Raw genomic sequence first — 16,810 nt, 5'->3', positions numbered from 1 at the left:
TACTTCGTCGTAGGCTGAAATCATGGACTTCGTCGGAGTCGCACACCACGTCCTGGCATCGGGTGACGTACCTCCCGGTCTGCTCCCGGCTCGCGAGCAGATGGCCCTCTCGCTCGGCTGGCACATCATCCTGGCCTGCTTCGGAGTCGCGTTCCCCGCCATGATCTACGTGGTCCATCGCCGAGGCATCGTCCGCGACGATCCGGTCGCGCTCGGCCTGGCCAGGCGCTGGTCGAAGGTCTCGGCCGTGCTGTTTGCCATCGGCGCGGTCTCGGGCACCGTGCTGAGCTTCGAGATGGGCATCCTCTGGCCGGGGTTGATGGGCACGTTCGGTGACGTGCTCGGTCTGCCGTTCGCGTTCGAGGGCCTGTCGTTCTTCGTCGAGGCGATCTTCCTGGGCATCTATCTCTACGGCTGGAACCGCATGCCACCGCGGCGCCACCTCGCGATGCTCATCCCGATGGCAGCGGCCGGGGTCGTCGGTACGTTCTGCGTCATCTCGGTCAACGCCTGGATGAACAACCCGACCGGATTCACCCTGGTCGACGGCGAGGTCACGGACGTCAACCCCTGGCGGGCCATGTTCAACGACGGGGTCTGGCTGCAGTTCGCGCACATGTGGTTCGCCGCGTTCATGGTGGTCGGCTTCGTCGTGGCGGGTGTCTACGCAGCCGGCATGCTCAAGGGTCGGGTTGACGCCCATCACCGTCTCGGCTTCACGGTGCCGTTCGTGTTCGCGACGGTGGCGGCCGTCGTGCAGCCGTTCATCGGCCACATCCTGGGTCTTCGCGTCGGGGACACCCAGCCGTCGAAGCTCGCCGCGTTCGAGCTGGCGACGACGACCGAGCAACCGGCGCCGTTGCGCCTGGGCGGCGTGCTGATCGATGGCAAGGTGCACGGTGCACTCGACATCCCGAAGATCGGCTCCCTGATCGCCCGCAACTCGTTCGACAAGCCCGTACCGGGGCTCGACACGATCCCGGCGGCGGACCGGCCACCGGTCAACATCACGCACCTGGCGTTCCAGTCGATGGTCGGCCTCGGGACGCTCCTCGCCATCGTGGTCGTGCTCTTCTGGCTCGCGCGCTGGCGTGGGCATGACCTGTTGCCGCGGCGTTGGTTCCTGCGGGGCGCCGTGGTGGCCGGACCTCTGGCGGTCATCGCGATGGAGTGCGGCTGGATCGCGACCGAGGTCGGACGCCAGCCGTGGACCGTGTGGCAGATCCTGCGCACCACCGACGCGGCCAGCCACAGCGAGGGTCTGTGGTGGAGCTATGCGATCGCCGTCGTGATCTACGTCGGCATGACGATCGGCGCCTTGATCGTCCTGCGCTCGATGGCTCGGCGATGGCGAGACGGCCGGGAGGACCTGCCCAGTCCCTATGGCCCGCAGACGGCGACGATCGACGGGGCCTCCCGATGAGCCTCGCCGTCCTCGTGGCCGTGGCAATGTTCGCCGGCATCTTGGCATACGCGTTGTTCGGTGGCGCCGACTTCGGATCAGGCTTCTTCGACCTGACCGCGGGTGGCTCCGAGCGCGGCGGGGAGCTGCGCGCCCTGATCGACCACAGCATCGGGCCGGTGTGGGAGGCCAATCACGTCTGGCTCATCTACGTGCTCGTGATCTGGTGGACGGGATTCCCCGAGACGTTCGCCGCGGCGACGACTACCCTGACGCTTCCGCTGGCCCTCGCGCTTGTCGGCATCGTCCTGCGCGGCGCGAGCTTTGCGTTTCGCAAGTACTCCGCAACCCTGGCGCAGGCCCGCCTGTTCGGGATCGTCTTCGCGGGATCATCCCTCATCACACCGTTCTTCCTCGGTGCTGCTGCCGGGGCTGTCGCGTCGGGTCGCGTGCCGGCGGAGGGCAACGGCGACCAGCTCAGCTCATGGCTCCACCCCACGTCGATGCTCGGGGGAGTCATCGCGGTCGGTACGTGCGCGTTCCTCGCCGGGGTCTTCCTCACCGCAGATGCCCTCCGCGCCGACCAACGGCAGCTGAGCGAGACATTGCGGATCCGCACGCTCGGCGTCGGCATCGTGACGGGCGCCGTGGTGCTTGCCGCCCTGATCCCGATCAAGCACGACGCACCGACACTCAGCGACCGGTTGCTGGGACCTGCGATGCCGGTGATCGTGGTGTCCGCGCTGGCGGGCCTCGCCACGCTCGTGCTGCTGGTCCGTCGGCGTTATCCCGCCGCCCGGGTGACGGCGGTCGCCGCCGTGGCCGCGGTCGTGCTCGGTTGGGGCGTGGCGCAGTATCCCTGGATGCTGGTCGACGAGGTCAAGATCGACGACGCTGCCGGCGCCGACGCAACACTCGCTGGACTGCTGGTCGTCGTGGGACTCGCCGCGGTGGTCGTGCTACCTGCGCTCGTCTACCTGTTCAGGCTCACCCAGAGCGAACGCTGGACCACGAGCCACTGAGGCAGGTCTCACTCCGCGAGGGTCACGTCGACTGCGAGGTGCTCCAGCGCCTCGCTGGTGACCGTCAGCTCGCCGGTCACCTTGCCGGCGGCCTTCACGTCGTCCAGTGCCGCGTCGAGCGCGTCGAGCTGCTCCTGCGGTCCGCGGACGACCACGGCGGTCGCCTCGGTCTTCTGGCTGACCTTGGCGGTCGACTTGGCACCGCGGATCGCGGCCAGGACCGTCGCCGCGGATGCCAGCAGGGCCGGATCGTGGGCTGCAGTGGCCAGGTCGGTGTCGTTGACCGGCCAGCGCGAGCGGTGGATCGAGCCCTCCTGCCACCACGACCACACCTCTTCGGTGACGTAGGGCAGGAAAGGTGCGAGCAGGCGCAGCTGGACCGACAGCGCGAGCACGAAGGCCGCCTTGGCGGACCTGCCGCCGGTGTCGTCGCCGCGTGAGCGTTCCTTGACCAGCTCGAGGTAGTCGTCGCAGAACTCCCAGAAGAACTTCTCGGTGACCTCGAGCGCGGTGGCGTAGTCCATCTCGTCGAAGCGTGCGGTTGCCTCGTCGACCACGAGGCGGAGCCGCTGGAGCATGGCCCGGTCGAGCGGCTCGGTCACCAGTGAGGCGTCGAGGTAGGCGGCGTCGGCGCCGAGACCGTACTGGTCGACGGGCGCCAGGACGAACTTGCTGGCGTTGAGGACCTTCATCGCGAGACGGCGGCCGACTTTCATCTGGGTCTCGTCGAACGGTGAGTCGGTGCCGGGCCGGGCACCGGCGGCGCGCCAGCGAACGGCGTCGGCGCCGTACTTGTCGAGGATCTCGTCGGGGACGACGACGTTGCCCTTGGACTTGCTCATCTTCTTGCGGTCGGGGTCGACGACGAAGCCGGAGATCGCGGCATTGCGCCACGGCGCGACACCGTGCTCGAGGTGTGAGCGGACGACAGTCGAGAACAGCCAGGTGCGGATGATGTCGTGGGCCTGCGGGCGCATGTCCATCGGGAAGGTGCGTTCGAACAGGTCGTTGTCGCGCTCCCACCCGCACGCGATCTGCGGTGAGAGCGAGGACGTGGCCCAGGTGTCGAGCACGTCGGGGTCGGCGATGAAGCCGCCCGGCTCACCGCGCTGCGACTCATCGAACCCCGGCGGTGCCTGGGCAGCAGGGTCGACCGGCAACGAGGCCTCATCGGCGAGGATCGGTGCGTCGTAGTCGGGCTCACCATGGGCGTCCAGGCGGTACCAGACCGGGAACGCGACGCCGAAGAACCGTTGGCGTGAGACGAGCCAGTCGCCGTTGAGGCCGTCGATCCAGTTGGTCAGGCGCGACTGCATGTACTTCGGCACCCAGTTGATCTCGTCGCCGCGGGCCACGAGGGCACGGCGGAGGTCGGCGTCGCGGCCGCCGTTGGTGATGTACCACTGGCGGGTCGACACGATCTCGAGCGGCTTGTCGCCACGCTCGTAGAAGTTGGCCATGCGCTGCGTCGGCTTGGGCTCGCCGTCGAGGTCACCCGTCTCGCGCAGGGCCGCGACGGTCAGCTCACGGGCGGTGAACGTCGTCTTGCCGACAATCTCGGCGTAGCGCTCCTTGCCCAGCTGGCACGTGATCCAGTCACCAGCGTCGGCGAGGATGCGGCCATCGCGGCCGATGATCGTACGGTTGGGCAGCTGCAGCTCACGCCACCAGATGACGTCGGTGAGGTCACCGAACGTGCAGCACATCGCGATGCCGGCACCCTTGTCCATCTCGGCGGCGGGATGGGCGACGACGGGAATCTCGACGCTGTAGAGCGGGGAGACGACGGTCGTGCCGAACAGCCCCTGGTAGCGCTCGTCGTCGGGGTGGGCGATCAGGGCCACGCAGGCGGCGAGCAGCTCGGGGCGGGTGGTCTCGATGTAGACCGGTCCATCAGCTGCGTGGAACGACACGCGATGGTAGGCGCCGGGGTATTCGCGCGCCTCGAGCTCAGCCTGGGCGACCGCCGTCTGGTCGGTGACGTCCCAGAGCGTGGGTGCGTCCTGCTGGTAGGCCTCGCCGCGGGCGAGGTTGCGCAGGAACGCGCGCTGCGCGACGGTTCGCGACTCGTCGCCGATCGTGGTGTAGGTCTGCTTCCAGTCGACGCTCAGGCCGAGCGTGCGCCACAGCTGCTCGAAGACCTTTTCGTCCTCGATCACGAGCTGGTTGCACAGCTCGATGAAGTTCTGCCGGCTGACGGGCACCTGACGCTTCGGATCCGGCTCGGCGGGTGGCGTGTAGTCGGGCTCGTAGGGGAGCGACGGGTCGCAGCGGACGCCGAAGTAGTTCTGGACGCGACGTTCGGTCGGCAGGCCGTTGTCGTCCCACCCCATGGGGTAGAACACTTCCTTGCCGCGCATGCGCTGGTAGCGAGCGATCACGTCGGTGTGCGTGTAGGAGAACACGTGGCCGACGTGCAGCGAGCCCGAGACGGTCGGCGGGGGAGTGTCGATCGAGAAGACCTCGTCGCGGGTCTTGCTGCGATCGAACGTGTAGGTGCCCTGCTCGGCCCAACGAGCCGTCCAGGTCGCTTCCAGGCCTTCGAGGACGGGCTTCTCGGGAACACCCAACGGCGAGGACTGTGTCTTTCTCAAATCCGAGGTCACGACAGTCGAGTTTACGTGGGAGCGTCGCGGGCCACGTGGGTGACCCGCGACGCTCAGCTCGCGCTAGACCGAGACCTTGGACTCGATCACGTCGTCGCCGGCTGGTCCCTCGGGAACATCGTCCTTGTGGGCGAGCCTGCTCGGCCACCAGATCTTCTTGCCGATGTCGAGGTTGAGCGCCGTCACCAGCACCGATCGCACGATGATCGTGTCGAGCAGCACGCCGACGGCAACCGCGAAGCCGAGCTCGGCCATGAACACGATCGGCAGCGTTGCGAGCGCTGCGAACGTGCCCGCGAGCACGAAGCCGGCAGACGTGATGACCCCTCCGGTGGCTGCGAGGCCGACCAGCGCGCCTCGTCGCGTACCGAGCTTGAGCGCTTCTTCGCGGACGCGCGTCATCAGGAAGATGTTGTAGTCGATGCCGAGCGCCACGAGGAACACGAACACGAACAACGGGAACGAGGAGTCGGCACCTTCGAACCCGAAGACGTACTTGAACACCAGACCACTGATGCCCAGGGCGGCCGCGAAGGACACGACCACGGTGAGCAGCAGGATCAACGGTGCAGCGATCGCACGCAGCAGGACCCCCAGGACGAGGAGCACGACGACGAGGATGATCGGGATGATCAGCAGATTGTCGGCTGCCGAGGCCTCCTGGACATCCTTGTTGACCGCGGTGTTGCCACCGACCAGCGCGTCGGCACCGGCGATGTCGTGCACGGCGTCGCGTGCCCGATCGATCGTGTCGAATGCCTCGGTGGAGTCAGGGGCAGACGTCAGTGTCGCCTCGAAGTACGTGGTGCCGCCGCCGGCGCCCTTCTCGGCCACCGAAGCCGGATCGAGACCCTTGACGCCCGACAGCGCTTCCTTGACCTCGTTGGCCTGCTGGGTGTTGCTGACGACCGCGACCGGGCTGCCCGCACCGCCGGGGAAGTGCTCGGCGAGCTTCTTCTCGGCGACGACGGACGGCTGCTCCTTGGTGAAGCTGTCCTCGTTGCTCATGCCGTTGGCACCGAGCTGGGTGATGCCGAGGCCGAGTGCGATCAGGATGAGCGTCGTGGTCACCCAGACGGCCCGCGGGGCCTTGGCGATGCGCTGGCCGACCTTGGCCCAGAAGCCCTTCTCGGACTTGATCGGGTCGCCGAACCGGGGAACGAACGGCCAGAAGATCCAGCGACCGACGATCACCAGCAACGCAGGCAGCGTCACCATCATGACCAACAGGGCGCAGGCGATGCCTGCAGCACCGACCGGTCCGAGGCCAGCGGTGGAGTTCATCTGGGCGAACATCAGGCACAGCAGGCCGATGATGACGGTGGCACCGCTCGCAAGGATGGCCGGCGCCGCGCGGTGCAGCGCGTGCGCCATGGCTTCGTGGCGGTCCTCGTAGTTGTGCAGCTCCTCGCGGTAGCGAGCCACCAGCAGGAGCGCGTAGTCCACGCCCGCGCCCAGCACCAGCACGCTCAGGATGCCCGCACTCTGACCGTTGACCGTGAGATCGGCGTACTTGGCGAGCAGGTAGACGACGCCCTGCGCGACGCCGACCGCTGCGCCACCACAGAGCAGGAACAAGATGGCGAGCTGGAGGCTGCGATAGGTGATCAACAGGATGACGAAGACGATCGCGAGTGCGGAGAGCAGCAGAACGCCATCGATGCCGGAGAACGCCTCTGCCTGGTCTGCGCCGAGGGCGGCAGGTCCGGCGAGACTGACCTTGAGGTCGCCGGCGTCCTTCGTGGCGATGCCCTTGATGTCGTCGACGAGGCCGGGAAGCTTGTCCCACCCGTCGGAGCCCATCGAGATGGTTGGAATGACCTGCAGGGCCTTGCCGTCCTCTGACGGGATCGGGGGGCTGACCTCGGTGACCGAGTCGACCTCCTTGAACTCCGCAGCGTCGGCGGTTGCCTTGGCGACGTCGTCGGGCGTGATTCCGGAGTCGTTGACGTACAGGACGACCGCGGGGATCGCGTCCGGGTCGGAGAACTCCGACGCCTTGTCGATCACCTTGGTGGACTCGGCGTCTCCGGGGAGCCACGAGCTGATGTCGTTCTCCTGGACGCTCGTGAGCTTGCTGCCCAGCATGCCCATGCCCATCATGAGGATGAGCGAGAGGACCAGAATGACCCATTTGGTCCAGTGGTGGGTGACCCAACCAGCGATGCTGCGGTTCATGTGAGAGTTCTCCTCAGGACGAACGGAAACGGTGTGGGGTGCGGTGATCACATCATGCCGGAACTGACTGACAGATTCGCCATAGGTGTCGACCCTGAGAGCGTCCCTGAGCGATGCGATACTTGGGACCAATGACACCCACGTACGCCGAGGTCGAACGGGCCCTCCTCGGCCGCTGGCCCGAGACCCGCCTCCAGCCCTCCCTCGACCGCATCGCCGCCCTCTGCAGGCTGCTGGGAGACCCCGAGCACGCCTATCCGGTCATCCACCTGACCGGCACCAACGGCAAGACCTCGACGAGCCGCATGATCGACACGCTGCTCCGCGCGCTCGACCTGCGTACGGGCCGGTTCACCAGCCCTCACCTGCAGTCGATGACCGAGCGCATCGTGCTCGACGGCGAGCCGCTCTCGGAGCAGCTGTTCGTCGACGCGTTCGCCGACGTGGCGGCCTATGCGCAGATCGTCGACGACTCGTCGACCCATCCGCTGTCCTACTTCGAGATGATGACCGCGATGGCGTTTGCCGCGTTCGCGGACGCACCGGTCGATGCTGCCGTGATCGAGGTCGGGATGGGTGGCTCGTGGGATGCCACCAACGTTGCCGACGGCCAGGTGGCGGTCGTGACTCCGATCGGCGTCGACCATGCCAGCTACCTCGGTGACCGGCCCGAGATCATCGCGGTCGAGAAGGCCGGCATCATCAAGCCCGGATCGCACGCCGTGATCGCCGAGCAGGAGCAAGACGTGCTCGACGTGCTGATGCGCCGCGTGCTCGACGTCGGTTCGATCGCGTTGCACGAGGGCACCGACTTCGGTGTCACCAGCCGTGCCACGGCTCTTGGCGGCCAGCAGATCTCTCTGCAGGGTCTCAGCGCGCAGTACTCCGAGATATTCCTGCCGCTGCACGGCGCCCACCAGGCCCACAACGCGTCCTACGCGTTGGCGGCCGTCGAGGCGTTCACCGGCAGCAAGCAGCTCGACGAGGAACTGGTTCGCGAGGCGTTCGCGCAGGTCACGTCGCCCGGGCGGCTGGAGGTCGTACGACGCAGCCCCACCGTGCTGCTCGACGCCGCGCACAACCCGCACGGTGCCCGCGCCACGGTCGAGGCCGTGCAGGACGCGTTCACGTTCAGCCCGCTGATCGGGGTCGTCGGTGTCATGGCCGACAAGGATGTCGAGGAGATGCTGCGGATCTTCGAACCGGTGATGGCCGAGATCATCTGCACGCAGAACAGCACGCCGCGCTCGATGAGTGCGCATGACCTCGCCGAGGTCGCCGAGGACATGTTCGGCGCCGAACGCGTCACGGTCGTCACCCGTCTCGACGACGCCATCGAGCGCGCCGTCCTCATGGCGGACGCAGCCGAGGGTCACGACGATGCGATCGGCAGCGGTGGCGTGCTCGTCACGGGTTCGGTGATCACGGTCGGCGAGGCGCGCGTGCTCCTCGGTGGTGGTCCGGCATGAGGCGCCGGAGCGGGAGCGACTCATGAGGGGCATGTGCGCGGCGATGCTGTCGCTCGAGGCGATCATCCTTGCCCTGGCCGTACCCGTGATGATCTCGGTCGAGGACGTCTCAACGCCGTTGGCGCTGTCCCTGGGCCTCGGCCTCGCCGCGCTCTGCCTGCTGACCGCAGGGGCCCTTAGGCGTCCGGAGGCGTACGTCCTCGGCCACCTGATCCAGGTCGGCGCGATCTGCCTGGGCTTCCTGGTGCCGGTGATGTTCTTCGTGGGTGTGATGTTCGCCGCCTTGTGGTTCGGCGCGTACTTCCTCGGTCGCAAGATCGAGGCCGACAAGGCGCGATGGGCCGCCGAGGCAGAAGCTGAGTCCGGCGGCTCCTGAGGGCGTGTCATCCGGCTGATGGCGGGTTAGTGTCGTGAGATGGTCCGCGTACTGGCAGTGGCCGACGAAGAGGTACCCGCGGTGCAGTCGCGGGTCCAGGATCTGCAGGTCGACCTGGTCGTTGCGGCAGGCGACCTCCCCTGGGATTACCTCGAGTCGATCATGTCCGTGCTCGGGGTGCCGGGCGCGTACGTGCCGGGCAACCACGACCCCGAGATCCGTCCGGGTGCCGCGCCGCGCGGCATGGTCAGCGTCGACGATCAGGTCGTCGGCATTGCAGGTCTCCGGATCGCGGGGCTGGGTGGTTGTGTGCGCTACAACGACGGGCACCACCAGTACACGCAGAAGGAGTACGACCAGCGGGCCAGGCGGCTCATCAAGGTCGCTGGACCACCGATCGACATACTTCTGACCCACGCGCCGCCGCTCGGCCTGGGTGACGAGCCTGATCCCTCGCATGTCGGCATCGAGGCGCTGCACGAGGTGATCGAGGCGCTGCGCCCCACCTGGCACCTGCACGGACACATCCACCCGTACGGGATGCACAAGCCCGACCGACAGCTGGGCGTGACGACGATCCGCAACGTGATCCCCTGGCAGGTGCTCGAGATCGAGCCGCAACCCGCGGTCGCACATGCAGGACGGAGAACGTGATGGCCAGCAGCTCAGGATCGCCGCGGGTGGATGCCGAGAGCGACTTCATGAAGGCGCGTCGGCACCAGGTGTTGTCGAGTCTCGCTGCCCGGCTCCGCAACGATGTCGAGGACGTCGTGCAGTCGATGTCGTTCGACGAGGTCGTCGGGGCGCTGGGTCGCAAGGCCGAGAACTACGTCGGCACCAAGGTGATCCCGCTCGACGCGATTGTCGGCTCGGTCGACAAGGTGCGCGACTTCGACCGGCGCTTCCGTCCCACTTCAGCGGTCAACCGACAACGGTGGGAGCGGCTTGCCCGCGCCACCAGGACCGGCGAGGTCATCCCGCCCATCGACGTCTACCAGATCGGCGACTACTACTTCGTACGCGACGGGCACCACCGTGTCTCGGTCGCCCGGAGCCTGGGTGTGAAGCTGATCGAGGCACGGGTGACCGCGATCGAGACGTTCTTGACGCCTGTCGGCATTGACGCGCGCCGCGACCTCGAGCTGAAGTTCTGGCGGCGCCTCATGCTGCAGCGCGTCCCGTTCACGGGTGAGGCCCGAGCGGCGGTCGCGGTCGACGATCCCGCCGACTACGGCGAGATCGCCGAGGCGGTGGAGGCCTGGGCGACCCGGACGATGCAGGCCGAGGGTGCCTACATGGACCCCGACACGATGGCGAGACGGTGGTACGCCGAGGAGTTCAAGCCGGTCGTCGAGATGATCGAGGAGGCCGGCGTACGCGGTGGCGACGAGCGACCCGCCGAGGCCTACCTGCGCGTCGCGTGTGAGCGCTACCGGCTGATCCGCGAGCACGAATGGAACGCCGAAGTCATGGCGGCCGTCAAGAAGGGCAAGCGCCGAAAGTGAGTGCGCTCCGCGCGCGCACCTTGAGGTGCGCTCGCGAAGCGTGAGCGTCCCGCGGCGAAGCCGCCACGCGGCGAAGCGTCGTGAGGACGAGTGCTCGCGCGAGCGCGGAACGGTGGGTCGCCCCGCTTCGCTCACGGTCGGCCGTGGACGGCCTCCCTGGCGGACCCGGACTCCTCAGAGGCCGACGGTGAGGTTGTCGCCGGTGGCCGGGTCGAACAGGTGCATCTTGTCGGTGTCGATGAACAATGTCGCCTCGTCGTCCTCCTTGACCTTGCTCTCGGAGTCCAGGGACACGACGAGCTGTGTGCGCAGCGAGTCGCTGTCGATCTCACGCGCGAGCTCCTTGAGCTGGTCCTGGACTTTCGCCTCGGCCTCGTAGGGGACGTACGCGTACTGCTGGTCGCCCAGCCACTCGCGTACGTCGATGTGCGCCGGGAAGGTACGCGTCGAGTCGACCCTGCTGTCATCGAGAACCGACACGTCCTCGAAGTGCTCGGGCCTGATGCCGGCCATCAGGAGTCCCTTGCCGGCGGCCTTCTCCGCCTTGGCCTGTGGGATCGGGAACGTACCGAACGGCAGCGTGACCTGATTGCCCTCGACCGTGGCGGGCAGGAAGTTCATCGGGGGAGAGCCGATGAAGCCCGCGACGAAGAGGTTGGCGGGCTGCTCGTACAGCTCACGCGGTGTCGCGAGCTGCTGCAGGACGCCGCGCTTCATCACGGCGACCCGGTCGCCCAGCGTCATGGCCTCGGTCTGGTCGTGCGTGACGTAGACCGTGGTGATGCCGAGGCGCTTCTGGAGGCGCGCGATCTCGGTGCGCATCTGGCCGCGGAGCTTGGCATCGAGGTTGGACAACGGTTCGTCGAACAGGAAGGCCTTCGCCTCGCGCACGATGGCGCGGCCCATGGCGACGCGCTGGCGCTGGCCGCCCGAGAGGTTGGCGGGCTTGCGTTCGAGGTGCTCGTCGAGGTCGAGCGTCTTGCTCGCCTCGCGCACCTTCTCGTCGATCTCCTTCTCGGGACGTTTGGCCAGTCGCAGCGGGAACGCGATGTTCTCGTAGACCGTGAGGTGGGGGTAGAGCGCGTAGTTCTGGAACACCATCGAGAGGTTGCGGTCACGCGGTGCGAGGTCGTTGACGCGCTCGCCGCCGATGATCATGTCGCCCGAAGTGATGTCCTCCAGGCCCACGATCATCCGCAACAGCGTCGACTTGCCGCATCCGGAGGGGCCGACCAGGATCATGAACTCCCCGTCGGCGACGTCGATGCTGACGTCGTTGACGGCGGGAAAGCCGTCACCGTACTTCTTGACGATGTGCTTCATCTCGATGGCTGCCATGGATCAACCCTTCACTGCGCCGGCGGTCAGGCCGGCGACGATCTTGCGCTGGAAGAACAGGACGAGGAGAACGATCGGGACCGTCACGACCACCGAGGCTGTGGCGAGCTGGGAGTAGGGCGGATTGAACTGGTCCGAGCCGACGAAGAACGACAGCTGGGCGGGCACCGTACGGGCTCCCGTCGTGGAGGTCAGCGATATCGCGAGGACGAACTCGTTCCACGCGAAGAAGAACGTCAGGATCGCCGCCGTGAACACGCCCGGGGCCGCCAGCGGCACGATGACCTTGCGGAACGCCTGCCAGGACGTGGCCCCATCGACCTGTGCGGCCTGCTCCATCTCCCATGGGATCTCCCGGAAGAAAGCCGAGAGGGTCCAGATGGCCAGCGGCAAGGTGAACGACATGTAGGGGATGATCAGTCCCGGCCAGGTGTTGAACAGGTGGAGCGTGCGCCACAGGTCGAACAACGGGCCGACGAGCGAGACCACCGGGAACATCGCGATCGCCAGTGCCAGCGAGAGCACCAGGCGCTTGCCGCGGAACTCCAGGCGCGCGATGGCGTAAGCCGCGAGGGTCGCGAAGATCACCGCGAGGAGCGTCGCGATCAGCGAGATTCCCGCGGAGTTGAGCAACGCTCGGGTGAAGTCGTCGTTCTGCACGACGTCCTTGTAGTTCTGGAGCGTCCAGTCCTTGGGCAGGAACTGCGGGCTGCCGGTCGTGGTCTCTGCCACCGGCTTGAACGACAGCGACAGGATCCAGGCGATGGGCAGCAGGCACCACACCAGGATCACGACGAACCCGGCGCCGGTCCCGATCTTCGTGCGGTCCATGTCAGGCCTCCCCTCGGGCTTGGGCAAGATCGACGCGGAACAGCTTGACGATGACCCAGGCCAGCAGCAGTACCGACAGGAACAGCAGGACGGACAGGGCCGAGCCCATGCCGAGCTGGAACTGCTCGATGACCTGGCGGTAGGTCAGGAACGACGACGACTCGGTGTTCTGGGCGCCCTTGGTCATCACGAAGATGTTGTCGAAGATGCGGAACGCGTCGAGAGCGCGGAACAGCACGGCGACCATGATGGCGGCGCGCATGTTGGGCAGGATGACCTTGTAGAGCCGCTGCCACCAGGTGGCGCCGTCGACCTTGGCGGCCTCGAGCATGTCCTCCGACACCTGGGACAACCCGGCGAGCAGGAGGAGAGCCATGAACGGCGTCGTCTTCCAGATCTCGCTGACCATGATCGCGAACATCGCCGTCCAGTGCTCGCCGAACCAGTTGGTGTCGGCGGCGATACCCGGCAACCAGCCGAACCAGCTGTTGACGTAGCCGTTGTTGAGGCTGAACGTGAACTGCCAGGCGAACGCCGAGACGACCGTGATGATGCCGTACGGGATCAGGATCGACGTACGGATCGCGCCGCGGGCAAAGACGATCCGGTGCATCACCATGGCGAAGGCGAAGCCGATCACCAGCTCGACACCGACCGTCACGATCATGATCAGCACGGTGTTCCACATGTCGCGCCAGAACAGGCCGTCGCTCAGCACCGTCAGGTAGTTGGACAGTCCCACGAACTCGCGATCGTCAGGGGTGGTCAGGCGGTAGCGGAACAGCGACAGGTAGAGCGCCCGCAACATCGGGTACGCCGTGACGACGAGCATCAGGATGACGGCAGGCAGGACGAGCTGTCGACCGAGACGGTTCTCGGCCGCGGAGCGCTCCGTGGTGGCGGTGGCTGTCGCGGTCATGCGCGATTCCTCTCGTTCACAGGAGCTTTGATCCGTCGAGGACGTCCTTGATGAAGCGGGCGGACCGTCCGGGTGTCGACGGCGAGACGGCGCTCGCCGGGTGCCACGTGCTCTGCAGCGAGCTGGAGATGTCGCTCCAGTAGGGCGTGATGGGCCGTGGCCCGGCATCCTCGATGCTGCTCTGGAATGCCTCGAGCAGGTCCGCCGGGTAGGCCTTGGTCAGGACCGGGTCGTCGTACGCGGCCGAGCTCGACGGCATGTTGCCCGTCTCGGCGGCGTACTGGGCCTGGTTCTCGGCCGAGGTGATGCACGTCAGCGCGTCGAGCGCCTCCGTCTTGTGCGAGGTCGCGTCGTTGACACCGATGTCGATGCCGCCCAGCGGGGGACGGGACGGCTGGTCGGCCGTCGTTCGCGGATAGCGGGTGAACCCGAGGTCCTTGGAGACGGTCTTGTCGGCCTTGTACTGCGAGAAGATGAACGTCCAGTTGACGATGAATCCGCCCTTGGGGCTCGCGAATGGGCCGAGCACGGTGCCCTCGTTCGAGACCGACAGGTCCGGCATCTTCGCCGGGGACTTGGCAAGCTTCTCGATCACGCCGGCAGCAGCCTTGCCCGCGGCGGAGTTGACGTCGATCTTGGCGTCAACGCCCTTCTCGACATCGGAGACGATGTCTCCGCCAGCGCCCTGGATCAGGGCGTTGATCCACACGGAGTAGCCCTCGTACTTGTTGGCTTGTACGCCGACCGTTGCGTCGTTGTCGGCTGCCGCGTCGATGATCTGGTCCCACGTGACGGGCTGGGTCATGTCGAGCCCGGCCTTCTCGGCGAGAGACTTGCGGTACCAGAGCAGCTGGGTGTTGGCCCACAGGGGAGCGGTGACCAGCTTGCCGTCCCAGCTCGCCGCATCCTTCGCACCCGCCAGGGTGTCGGCGGTGAGGTCGGCGGCCTGGTCCTCGGGGATGTCGGCGAGGAATCCGGCGTTGGAGAACTCGGCCACGAACACCGGGTCGAGGCTCATCAGGTCGATGCCCTTGTCACCGGCGGCGAGGCGTCGGGCGAGCTGGATGCGCTGCTGGCTCGCGTCGCCGGGGAGCTGTTGCGTCGTGATGGTGTAGTCATCAGTGCTGCATCGCGCGGCGATGCCGGCCTGGCCAAAGGCACCTTTGAAGCCGGCAGGCGGTGCCGAGTCGGGGTTGGTGTACCAGACGAGCTCGGTCTTGCCGCTGCCGCTGCCGCCACAGGCGGTCAGGACGCTGGCTGCGAGGACTGCTCCTGCTGCGCCGGTCACCATTCGCCGGAAACGACTCACGGTCATACCTCCACCAGTCTTCGCCCGGACGTGGACCACACGAGGTGACGCGGGTCACAGGGACGGTTCGAACTTAACCACCGCCATCGAGATGACGCAACAGAGCGAACGGGTGCCTCCTCCGCGTGCACGCCACCGCACAGTAGGTTGTGGAGCATGGCTCAACGCACTCTCGTCCTGATCAAGCCCGATGCCGTACGACGTGGTCTCGTGGGTGAGGTTTTGTCCCGTTTCGAGTCAAAAGGACTCACGATCGTGGCGATGGAGCACCGCTCGATCGATGCGGCCCAGGCCGATGCGCACTACGCCGAGCACACCGAGCAGCCGTGGTATCCGCCGCTGCGTGAGTTCGCCATCTCGGGTCCGCTCGTCTCGCTGGTGCTGGAGGGCGACGAGGCGATCGCCGTCGTCCGCCTGCTCAACGGCGCAACCGACGGGCGTCAGGCCGCACCCGGCACGATCCGCGGCGACTTGTCGCTCTCCAACCGCGAGAACCTCGTGCACGCCTCCGACTCCGAGGAGTCGGCGGCCCGCGAGATCGCCCTCTGGTTCCCCGCCCTGCCATGACCGCGGTCGGCGTGCTGGGCACCGGCATCGTCGGTCGTACGCTCGCGGCACGGCTGGCCGAGGTGGGCGCCGACGTGATGGTCGGTGCCCGTACGGCACGGTCCGACAGTCTCGAGCCGTTCACCGCCCTCGGCGTGGACACGGGATCGTTCGCCGACGCCGCGGCGCACGCCGATCTGCTGATCAACGCGACCAACGGCAGCAGCTCGATCGCGGCGCTGCAGAGTGCCGGGCCGCTCGCCGGCAAGACACTGGTCGACGTGTCCAACGAGCTCGAGCCCGTCGATGGCGGATTCCCCAAGCCGGTGGCGTCGGCCGACAACTCGCTGGGTCAGCGCATCCAGGCGGCGTTCCCCGACCTCTACGTCGTGAAGTCGCTCAACACCATGAACTGCACCGTCATGGCGGATCCGTCGATCGTGCCCGGTGACCACGTGGTCTTCCTCAGCGGTGACGACGCGGCCGCCAAGGACCGTACGCGCGAGCTCCTGGCGCTGATGGGCTGGCGTGCCGAGCAGATGATCGACCTCGGTGGCATCGACACCGCCGCTGCGGTCGAGATGACGATGGCGCTGTGGATGCGCGTCACCGTGGCGCGTGGGCACGATGCGCCACGCTTCAACTGGGCGATCAACTCGCGCTGACCTTACGTGTAGGTGACCTGCCGCAGGTGGTGGCTCACCTCGTGGAACTGCCCGCGTACGTCCTCCGGCAGCCAGATGACGTGGTTGGACATCGAGGCGAGGTCGACGTCCTCCTCGAGCGTCGCCACGTCGACGACCTGCCGGGGGTAGTCGCGTTCGCGTTCCTCGAACTCCAGCAGCGAGATGCGTACGGCGACACCGAACGGGTTGGGGTTGACCAGGCCGATGCCCCAGAAGTCGGCCGGCTCGTCGGTGGCCTTCTGCTCGAGGTCGATCATCACGCTCTTGATGTCGGCCTCGAGGGCGGGGTGCTCGATCTCCTCGACGTCGGCAAGGGTCACGTCGACCACGCGTACGTCCCTGGCGCCGGGACCGTCGAAGCGCAGGATGTCGCGCAACGTTCCTCCGGCTGGAAGGAGCGGGCCCCCGCGGTGCGAGCCGTGCACCGTCTGGGTCACCACGCGGGGCAGCTCACGGCCCCAGATGTCGCGGGTCGTGAACGCCAGGGTCGGCAGCACCGAGACGTCGGTGTGGTTCTCGATCGTGAGGACCTGGTCGGGCCCGCCGTCGGTGGCGACGGGCACGTACTTGATCGAGAACGGACGCTTGGTGCGAGATCGGCGGGCCACCCCAAAAGCCTAGGG

General features: G+C 67.1%; 15 protein-coding genes. 8 read left to right on the top strand and 7 right to left on the bottom strand.

Annotated elements, in window-relative coordinates:
* The first annotated feature begins 22 nt into the window (after positions 1 to 22).
* Together ABD683_RS01205 and ABD683_RS01200 are read left to right on the top strand one after the other, a co-directional pair.
* A complete protein-coding gene (locus ABD683_RS01205; protein ID WP_344766598.1) occupies positions 23 to 1,423 on the top strand; it encodes a cytochrome ubiquinol oxidase subunit I in 1,401 nt (466 codons plus the stop codon).
* Complete coding sequence (locus ABD683_RS01200; RefSeq protein WP_344766596.1) at positions 1,420 to 2,424, top strand: cytochrome d ubiquinol oxidase subunit II; 1,005 nt, start codon at positions 1,420 to 1,422, stop codon at positions 2,422 to 2,424. The genes ABD683_RS01205 and ABD683_RS01200 overlap by 4 nt, the downstream gene beginning before the upstream one ends.
* 8 nt (positions 2,425 to 2,432) lie before the next feature.
* Here ABD683_RS01200 and valS read toward each other — a convergent pair whose 3' ends face one another.
* Positions 2,433 to 4,994 (bottom strand): valine--tRNA ligase, encoded by a 2,562-nt coding sequence (valS, locus tag ABD683_RS01195; protein WP_344766594.1) that lies wholly within the window; start codon positions 4,992 to 4,994, stop codon positions 2,433 to 2,435.
* Between the two features lie 99 nt (positions 4,995 to 5,093).
* Positions 5,094 to 7,208: an MMPL family transporter gene (locus tag ABD683_RS01190; RefSeq protein WP_344766593.1), complete on the bottom strand. Its 2,115-nt coding sequence runs from the start codon at positions 7,206 to 7,208 to the stop codon at positions 5,094 to 5,096.
* 131 nt (positions 7,209 to 7,339) lie between these two features.
* On the opposite strand from ABD683_RS01190, the gene ABD683_RS01185 reads away from it, so the two are divergent.
* From ABD683_RS01185 to ABD683_RS01170, 4 genes are read left to right on the top strand one after another with little or no spacing between them, the layout of a single operon-like run.
* Positions 7,340 to 8,677, top strand: coding sequence for a bifunctional folylpolyglutamate synthase/dihydrofolate synthase (locus tag ABD683_RS01185; protein WP_344766591.1), 1,338 nt, complete (start codon positions 7,340 to 7,342; stop codon positions 8,675 to 8,677).
* Positions 8,678 to 8,699: 22 nt separating this feature from the next.
* The gene (locus tag ABD683_RS01180; protein WP_344766590.1) at positions 8,700 to 9,053 is read left to right on the top strand and encodes a DUF4233 domain-containing protein; all 354 of its coding nucleotides are present in this window, start codon (positions 8,700 to 8,702) and stop codon (positions 9,051 to 9,053) included.
* 39 nt (positions 9,054 to 9,092) lie between these two features.
* Positions 9,093 to 9,707 carry a metallophosphoesterase family protein gene (locus tag ABD683_RS01175; RefSeq protein ID WP_344766589.1) on the top strand — a complete coding sequence of 205 codons (615 nt, stop codon included), beginning with the start codon at positions 9,093 to 9,095 and terminating at the stop codon, positions 9,705 to 9,707.
* Positions 9,707 to 10,558, top strand: coding sequence for a ParB N-terminal domain-containing protein (locus ABD683_RS01170; RefSeq protein WP_344766587.1), 852 nt, complete (start codon positions 9,707 to 9,709; stop codon positions 10,556 to 10,558). The genes ABD683_RS01175 and ABD683_RS01170 overlap by 1 nt, the downstream gene beginning before the upstream one ends.
* Positions 10,559 to 10,732: 174 nt before the next feature.
* Here the strand turns inward: ABD683_RS01170 and ABD683_RS01165 are convergent, their stop codons facing one another.
* Genes ABD683_RS01165 through ABD683_RS01150 form a run of 4 tightly spaced genes read right to left on the bottom strand, consistent with a single transcriptional unit; the run spans position 10,733 to position 14,955 of the window.
* Positions 10,733 to 11,896 (bottom strand): ABC transporter ATP-binding protein, encoded by a 1,164-nt coding sequence (locus tag ABD683_RS01165; protein ID WP_344766585.1) that lies wholly within the window; start codon positions 11,894 to 11,896, stop codon positions 10,733 to 10,735.
* Positions 11,897 to 11,899: 3 nt separating this feature from the next.
* A complete protein-coding gene (locus ABD683_RS01160) occupies positions 11,900 to 12,727 on the bottom strand; it encodes a carbohydrate ABC transporter permease (RefSeq protein WP_344766583.1) in 828 nt (275 codons plus the stop codon).
* A gap of 1 nt (position 12,728) precedes the next feature.
* Positions 12,729 to 13,646 (bottom strand): carbohydrate ABC transporter permease, encoded by a 918-nt coding sequence (locus tag ABD683_RS01155; protein WP_344766581.1) that lies wholly within the window; start codon positions 13,644 to 13,646, stop codon positions 12,729 to 12,731.
* Between the two features lie 16 nt (positions 13,647 to 13,662).
* Positions 13,663 to 14,955 carry an extracellular solute-binding protein gene (locus ABD683_RS01150; protein WP_344766579.1) on the bottom strand — a complete coding sequence of 431 codons (1,293 nt, stop codon included), beginning with the start codon at positions 14,953 to 14,955 and terminating at the stop codon, positions 13,663 to 13,665.
* A gap of 156 nt (positions 14,956 to 15,111) precedes the next feature.
* Here ABD683_RS01150 and ndk point away from each other — a divergent pair, with 156 nt between their 5' ends.
* Positions 15,112 to 15,522, top strand: a complete 411-nt coding sequence (ndk, locus tag ABD683_RS01145; protein WP_344766577.1) for a nucleoside-diphosphate kinase — start codon at positions 15,112 to 15,114, stop codon at positions 15,520 to 15,522.
* Positions 15,519 to 16,166, top strand: coding sequence for an NADPH-dependent F420 reductase (locus tag ABD683_RS01140; protein WP_344766576.1), 648 nt, complete (start codon positions 15,519 to 15,521; stop codon positions 16,164 to 16,166). The genes ndk and ABD683_RS01140 overlap by 4 nt, the downstream gene beginning before the upstream one ends.
* A gap of 2 nt (positions 16,167 to 16,168) precedes the next feature.
* On the opposite strand, the gene ABD683_RS01135 is transcribed toward ABD683_RS01140, so the two are convergent.
* A complete protein-coding gene (locus ABD683_RS01135) occupies positions 16,169 to 16,795 on the bottom strand; it encodes a hypothetical protein (RefSeq protein WP_344766574.1) in 627 nt (208 codons plus the stop codon).
* Positions 16,796 to 16,810 lie beyond the last annotated feature (15 nt).

The sequence above is a fragment of the Aeromicrobium panaciterrae genome, from assembly GCF_039537165.1.
Classification (GTDB): domain Bacteria; phylum Actinomycetota; class Actinomycetes; order Propionibacteriales; family Nocardioidaceae; genus Aeromicrobium; species Aeromicrobium panaciterrae.
The sequence above is the reverse complement of the archived record's forward strand: the minus strand, read 5'-3'. Positions and strand labels throughout refer to the sequence as shown.